Origin of the sequence: Stenotrophomonas sp. (assembly GCF_050737575.1) — a bacterium.
GTDB lineage: Bacteria > Pseudomonadota > Gammaproteobacteria > Xanthomonadales > Xanthomonadaceae > Stenotrophomonas.
On record NZ_JBOHXW010000004.1, the window covers coordinates 67,237 to 79,685 of the forward strand.

A 12,449-nucleotide genomic window follows, 5' to 3' on the forward strand; every position below is an offset into this window, starting at 1 on the left:
GGGGGCTTTGGCTTTGGGCTTTGAGGCATGCCGCAGAGCATTGAAAGCTGCCCTCACCCCAACCCCTATCCCGCTCGCGGGAGAGGGGCTTAGAGCAGTTACTGGAAGTTGTATCGCACCACATGGAAGAACACCGGCGCGGAAAACACCACCGAGTCCAGACGGTCCAGAATGCCGCCGTGCCCTTCGATCATCTCGCCCCAGTCCTTGGCGCCGAGGCTGCGCTTGACCGCCGACAATGCCAGCCCGCCGAGGAAGCCGCAGATCACGATCAGCAGTGACAACGCCGCCGACTGCAGCGGTGTGAACGGGGTGATCCAGTACAGTGCAGCGCCGACGCCGGTTGCGGCCAGCCCGCCGCCGACCAGTCCTTCGACTGTCTTGGAAGGACTCACCAGCGGCGCCAGCAGATGCTTGCCGAACAACTTGCCGAACACGTACTGCAGCACGTCGCTCAACTGCACGACCAGCAACAGGTAGAACAGCAGCATCAGGTTCTGGCCTTCGTAGCCGGGAATGCGCAGCAGCATCAACGCCGGTGCGTGGCTCAGGCAGAACACGGTGAGCATCACGCCCCACTGGATCTTGGTGTTGCGCTCCAGGAAGTTCTCGGTGTCACCGGACAAGGCCGAAACCGCCGGCAACGCCAGGAAGCCATAGACCGGAATGCACATCACGAACAGGCCGTACCAGTCGATGCCGATCAGCCAGTACTGCAGCGGGATGGCGACGTAGAAACACAGGCACAGCGCAAGGTGATCGCCGCGTCGCGTTGGCGTCAGCGAAATGAATTCACGCAGTGCGAAGAACGACAGCAGGCCGAAGAACACCAGCGTGGCGATCTTGCCGAGCACAAAGCAGAACAGCAGCACGCCGGCCATCACCCACCACGCACGGATGCGCGCGTTGAGGTTGTCGACCACCGAGCCGGGTTTGATTCGGCCAAGAATGAAGCCGATTGTGCTGGCGAGGATCAGCACGCCAAACACGCCGCCGATCATCCACCAGAAACTTGGCGGCGCGCGGTCGATGGCTTGGCGAAGGAAGCTGCCCAGCGGCAGCTGTTGGAATACGTTGCTCATGCCAGTTCCACCACCGCCTGCCGGGCGCGTTCCAGGAAGTGCGCCTTGTCTTCATCGGGAATGCGGTTGAGCGGGGCGCCGAAGCGCACCGTGCAGACCAGCGGCACCGGCACCATGCTGCCCTTGGGCAATGCACGTCGCGCGTTGTCCAGGTGCACCGCCACCAGTTCCACATGCGGATAACGCTGCGCCAGGTAGTACAGGCCCGCCTTGAACGGCAGTGGCGTTTCTTCGTGATTGCGCGTGCCTTCCGGGAACAGGATCAGCGAATCACCGGCGTCCAGCGCGTCGTACAACGGCTGCAGCGGATCGCCTTCGCATTTGTTGCGGTCACGCTCGATCAACACCGCGTTGAAGCCTTTGTTGGCGATGACCTTGCGGATGCCTTTGCTCCAGTAGTCACGCGCGGCAACCGGGCGGGTGTGTTCGCGCAGGGCAGGCGGCAGTGCCGACCACAGCGCCACCGTATCCAGATGGCTGGAATGGTTGGCGAAGTAGATGCGTTGCGTATCGGTGGGACGACTGCCGACCCAGCGTGGATAGGCGCCAATGAAAACCTTGACCGCTGCGACCAGCAGGCGCGACAGCATCAGGAGCGCACCTTGAGTTGCGCGGCGATGGCGCGGGTGCGGGTGATGCAGGTCAACAGTGAGCCTGCTGCAATGACGGCTGCGGCGGTTGGCAGGACATAGGCGGTGTGCGTGGTCAGCCGCTCGACGATGGCAAGCATGCAGGCGATGGTCAGCACTGCCATGCGGTGCTGCTTGGCCATCGGTCCGCGAAAGTCCTGCGGCAAGCCGAGGCTGGCGCCGGACAAGCGCACATAGGCGGTGAGCGCGGCAAGCAGTGCGCCCAGCCAACCCAGCCACGGCATACCGGCGGCGTAACCGAGCGCGACGATCAACAGCGAGTCGGCGATGCGATCGGGATACTCGTTGTAGAGCGCACCGGTCGGCGTCTGCTTGCCGCCTTCCATCGCCACCATGCCGTCGAGCAGGTTGCAGATCAGGCGCAGCTGGATGCCAATGGCACAGGCAATCAAACCGGGAATGCCCGGCCAGTACAGCAGCGCAGCGGCGGCGCCGCCGGCGAAGAAGATGCTCAGTACCGAGATCTGATTCGGCGTGATGGAAGAACGTACCAGCGCGGCACTCAGGGCACGGGCCCAGCCGGTGGAACGGGCGGCAATTGGTCTACGGTCATCCTTTCCCATGCCGGCGATGGTAGTGCATTGGAGGGAGAGAGGGAGTGCGAAGGGGGAGGAAGGGCGGGAGGTAGTGTTAGAGGCAGCGCTGGAGGCAGTGCTGGAGGCAGTGCATGCGAGGGCGGAGTCGCGCTTGTCCCTTCTCCCGCGTGCGGGAGAAGGTGCCCCGAAGGGGCGGATGAGGGGGCTCTTTGCTTTTGGATGTAGAGCCTGAAAGAGCTACTGCCAATGCAGAATCAAAGGCGCCCTCATCCCAACCCTTCTCCCGCTTGCGGGAGAAGGGCTAAGGCAGAAGCCTAAGCAACAGCTACCCCCCAAAACAGAAAGGCCGCCCTCGCGGGCGGCCTCTCATTTCAACACTTGCTCGAAACCTTACTTCAGCTTTGCAGCCTTGCGCAGGGCTTCGGCGCGGTCGGTGTTTTCCCAGGAGAACGCAGTCGCGTTCTGGGTCTTGCCGTCACCGTCGATGTACGAGAAGTCCTTCGGCTTGCGGCCGAAGTGGCCGTAGGCAGCGGTCTGCTGGTACATCGGGTGGATCAGGTCGAGCATCTTGATGATGCCGTACGGGCGCAGGTCGAAGTGCGCGCGGATCAGCTTCTCGATCTGTGCGTCCGAGATCTTGCCGGTGCCGAAGGTGGTCACCGAGATCGAGGTCGGCTCGGCCACGCCGATGGCGTAGGAGACCTGCACTTCGCACTTGTCGGCCAGGCCGGCAGCAACCACGTTCTTGGCCACGTAACGGGCAGCGTAAGCAGCCGAACGGTCAACCTTGGACGGATCCTTGCCCGAGAACGCACCGCCGCCGTGACGGGCCATGCCGCCGTAGGTGTCGACGATGATCTTGCGACCGGTCAGGCCGCAATCGCCCACCGGGCCGCCGATCACGAAGATACCGGTCGGGTTGATGTGCACCTTGTTCTTCGGCAGCTTTTCCAGCCACGCCTTCGGCAGCACCGGCTTGAGGATGTGCTCGCGCACGGCCTCGATCAGGTCCTTCTGCTTCACGCCCGGGTCGTGCTGGGTCGACAGCACCACGGCGTCAAGACCTTCGATCTTGCCGTCCTGGCCGTAACGCAGGGTGACCTGGCTCTTGGCATCCGGGCGCAGCCACGGCAACGGCGAGTTCTTCTTCTTGCGGACCTTGGCCTGCTGCTCGACCAGACGGTGCGAGTAGTAAAGCGGCGCCGGCATGAATTCCGGGGCTTCGTTGCAGGCGTAGCCGAACATCAGACCCTGGTCGCCAGCGCCTTGTTCTTCCAGCTTCTTGGCCTTCTTGCCGCTGCCATCAACGCCGGCAGCGATGTCCGGAGACTGCTTGCCCAGCATGTTGATGATGGCGCAGGTGTGGCCATCGAAGCCGACGTCCGAGTTGTCGTAACCAATCGAGTTGATGACGTTGCGGGTCAACTCTTCGATGTCGACCCACGCCGAGGTGGTGACTTCGCCGGCCACGATGGCCGCACCGGTCTTGACCAGGGTTTCGCAGGCTACACGGGCGCGCTTGTCCTGGGTCAGGATCGCGTCCAGCACCGCATCGGAGATCTGGTCGGCAATCTTGTCCGGATGGCCTTCGGAGACCGATTCGGAGGTGAACAGGTAGCTGGACATCGGGCTATATATCCTTTGATTCGGATGGAAAGATGGGCGCGAATGATACACGGCATGACCGCAGGGTGCATTGTGCGCTGTGCCATGTTGCCGGTCGTTAAGCAATTTGGGGCATCCGGGGCCTGAAGCTGCAATGGGCTTGCTAGCATCCGCGCATGGATTCCCTCAGTCAGATTGTTCTTGGCGGCGCCATTGCCGCTGCCATCGCGCCCGCCGCACATCGCCGGGCGGCCTTGCTGGCCGGCGCAGCGCTGGCCACGCTGCCCGACCTCGACGGTTTGTTAATCAAGGCCTTTACCGATAACCCGGTGAGCCTGATGACGGTGCACCGCAGCTTCAGCCATTCGCTGTTCGTGCTGCCATTGCTGGGCACGCTGATCTGGTGGCTGTACAAGCGCTTCGGCCACGGCCGCGTTGCGGCGGCGCCGGGCCGCTGGTGGTGGGCGATGGTGCTGGCGCTGGTCACGCATCCGCTGCTGGACGCCTTCACCGTTTACGGCACCCAGCTGTGGTGGCCGTTCATGCCGCCGCCGACCATGTGGTCCAGCGTTTTCATCATCGACCCGCTGTATACGATCTGGCTGTTGATCGGCTGTGCGGTGGCATGGTTTGCCCGCGCACGACCGGTGGCGCAGCGGGCGTTGGTGCTCGGTTTGGTGCTGAGTACGGGTTACCTGGGCTGGTCGCTGGTGGCCAAGGCGCAGGTGGACCGTGCGGCCGATCAGGCCTTGGCCAGCATGGGTCTGGCCGATGCGCCGCGTTTCTCGGTGCCGATGCCGTTCAACACCTTGTTGTGGCGCGTGGTGGCGATGACGCCGCAGGGCTATGTGGTGGGCGACCGTTCGTTGTGGGCGGATCATGGGCCGATGCGGTTCCAGGGATATCCGTCGAATGTGCAGGCGCTGCGCCAAGCGGCCGACGTGCCGGCGGTGCGGCGTCTGCAATGGTTCAACCACGGCTTCATGCGCGCCCAGGTACAGGACGGCGAGCTGGTGCTCAGCGACCTGCGCATGGGATTGGAGCCGGACTACAACTTCAATTTCGCCGTGGCCGCCGAGCACGACGGCCAGTGGCAGGCCATCGCGCCACAACAGCAGCGGCCGTCGTATCGCGAGGCCGGCAACCGGGGTGTCCTCAAGCAGCGTCTGGCGCAGATGTGGCAGCGGATCTGGCAGGCACCCGAGCACACGCCCACTGCGGTCAGCACTCAGTAGACCGTGGCGCTGGCCTGCACGAAGGAATAGAAGAACACCGCGTTGGGGTCGTTCTGCACCTGGTTGAATTCCCGGCGCATGCCTTCGACCGTGGCCGCATCCACCTTGCCGGCTTCCAGCAACTGGTCGGCGGCTGACAGCAGCAATTCTTCCCACAGCGCGAACATCACCTTGCGCCGTGCCGGCTCGCGGTTGTCCAGGTGCACGGTTTTGGTCTGCGTCTGCACGTCGCGGAAGCCGCCTGCCAGCAGCAGGTTGCCCAGCTTGGCGCCAACAAACGGGTCGCCACCGCTGTCGATCTGGAAATCGTTGAACGCCATCCAGTAGCGCCACAGGTTGGGCGAGTACGGATCGAGCAGGAAGGAGGCGTTCATCACCTCGGTCACGAACACCGGCGAGCCCGGGCTGAGCACGCGGCGCACTTCGGCCAGGGCGCGGGCGGGCGAGGGCACGTGTTCCAGCACCCAACACAGGAAGGCGCCGTCGAAGCTGCGCGGCTCGAACGGCAGGTCGGTGGCGTCGGCACGCTGGAACTCGCAGCGTTCGCGCAACCACGGCGTCTGTGCCATGTGCTCGTTGGCGGCGGCCAGCTGACGCTCGTTGAGGTCCACGCCGGTGATGCGCAGGTCGGGAAAGCGGCGCAGCAGGATCTCCGTCTGTGCACCGACGCCGCTGCCCACTTCCAGCACATGGCGGGCGTTGCAGAAATCGATGTCGTGGAAGATGGCCGGTTCAAACAGGCGCGCTTGTTTGCGCAGCCGAGCCTGCTCGTTGGCGGAGAAGCCGTGCAGGTAGGGGAAGTCGTTGAGCGTCATGAGTACTGCGTCTTGCAGGAATCAGGGAAGTATCACCAGCAACTGTTATCGCGGCGCATGCAATGCGGGAACCCAGCATTGCGGTGTGGGTGGTAATCCTTGCAGGGCGGGCCTTTGCGGCCGATTGCGGCTGATAGCCAACGGTTCTGAGCTTGGAAGTGGATGGAATCAGTGGTGATTGAGATTCGAGGGCGCCGCATGCAGTGAGGTCACGGCAGCGTAGGAGCCGCTCCTACAGGCTATTGGGCGCGTTTGGTCTTGCGATTTGTTCTGAAAATGAAATGATTCGTTGGAATTTAAGTAATTGTTCTAATTTTGCAGGCAAATAGAATGGCCGCCAACAAGAAGGGTCGGCGCTGTTGCCGATCTACCTTTCCCTTAAAGGAAACGATCATGAGCAGCCAAGCCATCTCCCTGTACAAGAAGCGTCGTTCTCAGTACGCGCTCGGCAAGACCCTGCCGATCAGCCAGAACGACACCACCCACCTGATCAAGCAGGCCGTGCGTGAAGCGCCGTCGGCGTTCAACGCGCAGTCCTCGCGTGCGGTGATCCTGTTCGGCGCCGAGAGCCAGAAGTTCTGGAGCCGGGCCAAGGACGAGCTGCGCAAGATCGTCCCGGCCGATGCATTCGCGGGCACCGAGAAGAAGATCGACAGCTTTGCTGCCGGCGCCGGCACGGTGCTGTTCTTCATCGACACTGACGTGGTGAAGGGCCTGCAGGAGCAGTTCGCTCTGTACGCCGACAACTTCCCGGTGTGGGCCGAGCAGTCCAACGGCATGGCGCAGTTCGCGGTATGGACCGCCCTGGCCGAAGCCGACATCGGCGCCAGCCTGCAGCACTACAACCCGTTGGTGGACGACAGCGTGCGTGAAGCCTGGGGCATCCCGGCCAGCTGGACCCTGCGCGCGCAGATGCCGTTCGGCTCCAACGAAGCTGCCTTCGGTGAAAAGGCCTACGTGGAAGACGAAGCCCGTTTCAAGGTGTTTGGTTGATCAAGAAGGTTTGATCCGCACCGGCGCGACTCTCTCCCCCGCGCGCCGTGTTGCAGCCGCACCCGCCCGCCAGCTTTGCTGGCGGGCTTTTTTGTTTGTGGTGAGGTGGCCGGGCAGTGGCGAGCTCAGTGGTGTTCGGCGGGGTGTTGGTTGATACGACGCATGGTTCTGCGCTGCGCGACGATGGAGGTTGGGGGTTTTTTGAGGTTGAAGCATTCCCCCTCTCCCCAACCCCTCTCCCGCCAGGGGAGAGGGGCTTTAAAAGCTGCAGTTGCCAGCGATGCTTGAACTCGCAGTGGGCAAAGCCCCTCTCCCGCCAGGGGAGAGGGGCTTTAAAAGCTGCAGTTGCCAGCGATGCTTGAACTCGCAGTGGGCAAAGCCCCTCTCCCCCCGCGGGAGAGGGGTTGGGGAGAGGAGCTTTAAAAGCTGCAGTTGCCAGCGATGCTTGAATTCGCAGTGGACAAAGCCCCTCTCCCCTGGCGGGAGAGGGGTTGGGGAGAGGGGCTCTAAAAAGCTGCAGTTGCCAGCGATGCTTGAATTCGCAGTGGGCAAAGCCCCTCTCCCCTGGCGGGAGAGGGGTTGGGGAGAGGGGCTTTAAAAGCTGCAGTTGCCAGCGATGCTTGAACTCGCAGTGGGCAAAGCCCCTCTCCCCCCGCGGGAGAGGGGTTGGGGAGAGGGGCTCTAAAAAGCTGCAGTTGCCAGCGAGGCTTGAATTCGCGGTGGGCAAAGCCCCTCTCCCCTTGCGGGAGAGGGGTTGGGGAGAGGGCGCTTTTCCGCAAGATGCCGCTTCACACCAATAAAAAAGCCAGCCGGTTCTCACCGGCTGGCTTTTCTTCAATCAGCACTCAGTTGATGCGCAGGCCGAATCAGGCCTCCACATCTTCCTTGTACGCATCCACCGGGATGCAGGCGCACATGATGTTCTTGTCGCCGTAGACGTTGTCCACGCGTGCCACCGGCGGCCAGTACTTCTGCAGCTTCAGCGACGGCAGCGGGAAGGCGGCCAGTTCGCGCGGATATGCGTGGGTCCACTCGCTGGCCGACACGGCACCAGCCGTATGCGGTGCGTGCTTGAGCGGGTTGTCCTCGCGGTCCAGGCGACCATCTTCGATGGCCTGGATTTCTTCGCGGATCTGGATCATCGCGTCGATGAAACGGTCCAGCTCGTGCTGCGATTCGCTTTCGGTCGGCTCCACCATCAGCGTGCCGGCGACCGGGAAGCTCAGGGTCGGGGCGTGGAAGCCGAAGTCGATCAGACGCTTGGCCACGTCCTCGGCGCCGATGCCGGAGGTCTTCTCCAGCGGACGCACGTCGAGGATGCACTCGTGTGCCACCAGACCGTTGCGGCCGGTGTACAGCGTCTTGTAGTGCGGGGCCAGGCGCTTGGCGACGTAGTTGGCGTTGAGCAGCGCCACCTGGGTGGCCTTGCGCAGACCGGCGGTGCCCATCAGCGTGATGTACATCCAGCTGATCGGCAGGATCGAGGCGCTGCCGAAGCTGGCGGCGCTGACCATGCCGACCGGGCCGTTGTCACCCAGCTTGCCCGGCAGGAACGGGGCCAGGTGCGACTTGACCGCACACGGGCCAACGCCCGGGCCGCCGCCGCCGTGCGGGATGCAGAAGGTCTTGTGCAGGTTGAGGTGCGACACGTCCGAGCCCCACTTGCCGGGCTTGGCCACGCCGACCAGGGCGTTCATGTTGGCGCCGTCGGTGTACACCTGGCCGCCGTGCTGGTGGATGATCTCGCAGATCTCGACGACCTCTTCCTCGAACACGCCGTGCGTGGACGGGTAGGTCATCATGATCGCGGCCAGACGACCGCTGTACTTCTCGGCGTTGAGGCGGATGTCATCCACGTCGACGTTGCCGTTGGCATCGGTCTTGGTGACGACGACGGTCATGCCGCACATCTGTGCCGAAGCCGGGTTGGTGCCGTGCGCCGAATCCGGAATCAGGCAGATGTCGCGATGGCCTTCGCCGCGCGACTGGTGATACGCACGGATGGCCAGCAGGCCGGCGTACTCGCCCTGCGCGCCGGAGTTCGGCTGCAGGCTCACCGCGTCGTAGCCGGTGCATTCGACCAGCATCGCTTCCAGGCCGTCGATCAGTTCCTTGTAGCCGGTGGCCTGGTCGGCCGGAGCCAGCGGATGGATATTGGCGAATTCCGGCCAGGTCACCGGGATCATCTCGGCGGTGGCGTTGAGCTTCATGGTGCAGCTACCCAGCGGGATCATGGTGCGATCCATCGCCAGATCTTTGTCGGCCAGTGAACGCAGGTAGCGCAGCATTTCGTGCTCGCTGTGGTGCGTGTTGAACACCGGGTGGGCCAGGAACTCGCTGGTGCGCAGCAGGCTCTGCGGCAGTGCGTCGGCGGTGCTGGCGTCCAGTGCGTCCACATCGACCGTGGCGCCAAACAGCTGGCCCAGCGCGACGATGTCGGCACGGGTGGCGGTTTCGTCCAGGCTGATGCCGACCGAGCCGGCGTCGATGATGCGCAGGTTGATGCCGGCGGCTTCGGACTTGGCCTTCAGTGCGGCCGAGTCAACGCCGGTGATGTGCAGCGTGTCGAAGAAGTCGTTGCCGACCGCGACGCCCTTGCCACGCAGTGCGGCGGCGAGGATCGAGGCCAGGCGATGGGTGCGACGGGCGATGCGCTGCAGGCCCTGCGGGCCGTGGTACACGGCGTACATCGAGGCCATCACCGCCAGCAGCACCTGTGCGGTACAGATGTTGGACGTGGCCTTCTCGCGGCGGATGTGCTGCTCGCGGGTCTGCAGGGTGAGGCGGTACGCGGCCTTGCCTTCGGCATCCACCGACACGCCGATCAAACGGCCCGGCATCGAGCGCTTGTAAGCATCGCGGCAGGCCATGAAGGCCGCGTGCGGGCCACCGAAACCGAACGGCACGCCGAAACGCTGGCTGTTGCCGACCACGATGTCCGCGCCCCATTCGCCGGGTGCGGCGATCAGGGTCAGCGCGAGCAGATCGGTGGCCACGGCGACCAAGCCCTGACGTGCATGCACGGCATCGACCAGCGCCTTGTAGTCGCCAATCTGGCCCAGGCTGTCCGGGTACTGCAGCAGCAGGCCGAACGAGTCAGCGGTCAGCGCTTCAGCCGGGGTGCCGATCTGCAGTTCGATGCCCATCGGCTCGGCGCGGGTGCGCAGCAGTTCCAGCGTCTGCGGGTGCACGGCGTTGTGCACGAAGAAGGTCTTGGACTTGGACTTGGCCGAGCGCTTGGCCAGGGTCATCGCTTCAGCCGCGGCGGTGGCTTCGTCCAACAGCGAGGCGTTGGCGATTTCCATGCCGGTCAGGTCGGCGACCATGGTCTGGAAGTTGATCAGCGCTTCCATGCGGCCCTGCGAAATCTCGGCCTGGTACGGCGTGTACGCCGTGTACCACGCCGGGTTTTCCAGGATGTTGCGCAGGATCACGTTCGGCGTGTGGGTGCCGTAATAGCCCTGGCCGATGAAGCTGCGCAGCACTTTGTTCTTGTCGGCGATGGCGCGGATCTTGGCCAGCGCTTCCACTTCGGTAAGCGATTCGGGCAGCGCCAGCGGCGCCGGCGACTTGATCGAGCCCGGCACGATGGCGTCGGTCATCGCTTCAAGCGACTCGTGGCCAACGGTGCGCAGCATCTGCGCGATTTCGGCATCGTTGGGGCCGATGTGGCGGTCAACGAACGCGGAGTGGTGTTCGAGTTCGCGCAACGAAGGGATGTTCTTGGGCATGGCTGACGTCCGGAGAAGGCATACGGGGCAGGTGAGCCAGGTCAGCCCCGTTGCCGTCAGGATGCCGCGCACGCGACACCTCAGCCGGCAAACCGGTGGCTTACCTCGCGCCCCTCTGTCCTTTTGCCTGAGAGTTTGGAAGCGACGCGACGAGGATCGTGCGCTTCGTGCACCTTCGGCGCCGGAATGAACCGGTCTCTCCAGAGTTTTGTTACGGGTGGTATCGGGCCTGAGCGATTCACGGGCGTTTGCGCCTTCGGCAGCGGGGTGAACCGCTTCTCCCACCGTGTTGCATGCAGCGGCGCGATTATAGCCCGGGGCAGACCTGCGCACCGGCTTGGATTACCATCTGCGTCCCGGTTTCAATGCCGCGCGTTGCACGCGAATGGCCGGGGCGCCGGAACCGCAGGCTGAAGCGGGTGAATGTCCGGACAATTTGACGCATCATGGCCCCGTGCCGCCGCAGGCACCCGGCCCTGTTCATTTTTGCCATTCCCCTGCATCGGCCATTACGCCGGTGCCGTCGCACGTTGTTTCACAGGAACTCATGGAAGCTAGCAAACAGGTTTCGCTGCGCCGCATCGCCGTGCTGGTCGGCGGGTTGTCGATGTTCGGCCCGTTCGCGATTGACGCCGTATTCCCGGCATTTCCGCAGATCGGCGCCGATCTGGGCGCGGACAAGCTGGCGATGCAGCAGGTCATCAGCATCTATCTATTGGCCTATGCGCTGATGAGCCTCGTGCATGGCGCGCTGTCTGACGCGCTGGGCCGCAAGCGGGTGATCCTTGGCGGGCTGGCGGTGTTCATCGGTGCCTCGGTGGGCTGCGCGCTGGCCACCGACATGGCAACGCTGCTGTTCTTCCGCGCGCTGCAGGGCCTGTCGGCCGGCGTGGGCTACATCATCGGGCGCGCGGTCATCCGCGACCTGTACGACGGCGACGATGCGCAGCGCCTGATGAGCCAGGTGTCGATGATCTTCTCCATCGCCCCGGCCATCGCCCCGATCATCGGCGGCTGGCTGCTGGGCTGGAGCAACTGGCAGGGCATCTTCTGGTTCCTGGTGGCGTTCTCCACGGCCTTGCTGTTGATCACCATGACCTGGCTGCCGGAAACCCATCCGCCGCACGCGCGTCTGTCCTTGCATCCGGCGCGCTTGATGCGCGACTACCTCAGCATCGCCCGCAATCCGCGTTTCCTGCGGTTGGCGGCGGCCGGCTCGTTCGGCTTCGGCGGCTTGTTCCTGTACATCGCCTCGGCACCGGCCTTCATTCTTGACCTGCTGCGTTTGAACGAGCGCGAATTTGCGTGGCTGTTCATTCCGACCATTGGCGGCATGGCGCTGGGCGCTTACGCCTCCGGCCGCGCCGCAGGCCGCATGGATGGCGCGCGCGCAGTGCGCATCGGGTATGCCTGCATCGCTGTGGCCACGCTGTACAACATCGGCTACAACGCGCTCGCGCCGCAGATGAGCGTGCCGTGGGCAGTGTTGTCGCTACCGCTGACCTCGTTCGGCGTGGCGCTGATCTTCCCGATCCTGAGCCTGGACATTCTGGATATGTACCCGCGTCAGCGCGGTACCGCCTCGTCCATGCAGGCATTCAGTACCTTGCTGACCAACTCGATCATTGCCGGTGTGCTGTCGCCGCTGCTCAGCCGTAGCGGGCTGTGGTTGGCTATCGGCGCCGGCTTGTTTGGCGTTGCCAGTGGCCTGGCGTGGAAGTGGGAGCGCAACAGTCAGCGCGCCCAACGTGCCGCAGCGCAACCCTGAGTCACCACCGCGTCATCACCCCGATAAGTGACAA

General features: G+C 63.9%; 9 protein-coding genes and 1 riboswitch. Of the genes, 3 read left to right on the plus strand and 6 right to left on the minus strand.

Annotated features, from left to right (window positions below):
* Window positions 1-98: 98 nt before the first annotated feature.
* The 4 genes from ACREP4_RS08795 to metK all read right to left on the minus strand — a co-directional run bounded on the left by ACREP4_RS08795 (window position 99) and on the right by metK (window position 3,894).
* Window positions 99-1,001 (minus strand): phosphatidate cytidylyltransferase, encoded by a 903-nt coding sequence (locus ACREP4_RS08795; protein WP_431596150.1) that lies wholly within the window; start codon window positions 999-1,001, stop codon window positions 99-101.
* 77 nt (window positions 1,002-1,078) lie between these two features.
* Entirely contained in the window at window positions 1,079-1,672 is a 594-nt protein-coding gene (locus ACREP4_RS08800) for a lysophospholipid acyltransferase family protein (RefSeq protein ID WP_431595810.1), read from the minus strand.
* On the minus strand, window positions 1,672-2,295 hold the full coding sequence (locus tag ACREP4_RS08805; RefSeq protein ID WP_431595811.1) for a CDP-alcohol phosphatidyltransferase family protein: 624 nt from the start codon (window positions 2,293-2,295) through the stop codon (window positions 1,672-1,674). Before ACREP4_RS08805 ends, ACREP4_RS08800 begins: the two co-directional genes overlap by 1 nt.
* 363 nt (window positions 2,296-2,658) lie before the next feature.
* Entirely contained in the window at window positions 2,659-3,894 is a 1,236-nt protein-coding gene (metK, locus tag ACREP4_RS08810; protein ID WP_431595812.1) for a methionine adenosyltransferase, read from the minus strand.
* Between the two features lie 155 nt (window positions 3,895-4,049).
* Between metK and ACREP4_RS08815 the strand changes: the two genes are divergently transcribed.
* A complete protein-coding gene (locus ACREP4_RS08815; protein WP_431595813.1) occupies window positions 4,050-5,108 on the plus strand; it encodes a metal-dependent hydrolase in 1,059 nt (352 codons plus the stop codon).
* Here the strand turns inward: ACREP4_RS08815 and ACREP4_RS08820 are convergent.
* Window positions 5,102-5,923, minus strand: a complete 822-nt coding sequence (locus ACREP4_RS08820; protein ID WP_431595814.1) for a methyltransferase domain-containing protein — start codon at window positions 5,921-5,923, stop codon at window positions 5,102-5,104. The genes ACREP4_RS08815 and ACREP4_RS08820 overlap by 7 nt on opposite strands.
* Window positions 5,924-6,316: 393 nt before the next feature.
* Between ACREP4_RS08820 and ACREP4_RS08825 the strand changes: the two genes are divergently transcribed.
* A complete protein-coding gene (locus ACREP4_RS08825; RefSeq protein ID WP_431595815.1) occupies window positions 6,317-6,916 on the plus strand; it encodes a nitroreductase family protein in 600 nt (199 codons plus the stop codon).
* An 866-nt stretch (window positions 6,917-7,782) separates the two neighbouring features.
* Here the strand turns inward: ACREP4_RS08825 and gcvP are convergent.
* Window positions 7,783-10,647: an aminomethyl-transferring glycine dehydrogenase gene (gene gcvP, locus ACREP4_RS08830; protein ID WP_431595816.1), complete on the minus strand. Its 2,865-nt coding sequence runs from the start codon at window positions 10,645-10,647 to the stop codon at window positions 7,783-7,785.
* 105 nt (window positions 10,648-10,752) lie between these two features.
* Window positions 10,753-10,861, minus strand: a riboswitch (glycine riboswitch).
* A gap of 333 nt (window positions 10,862-11,194) precedes the next feature.
* Between gcvP and ACREP4_RS08835 the strand changes: the two genes are divergently transcribed.
* The gene (locus ACREP4_RS08835; RefSeq protein ID WP_431595817.1) at window positions 11,195-12,415 is read left to right on the plus strand and encodes a multidrug effflux MFS transporter; all 1,221 of its coding nucleotides are present in this window, start codon (window positions 11,195-11,197) and stop codon (window positions 12,413-12,415) included.
* Window positions 12,416-12,449: the final 34 nt, after the last annotated feature.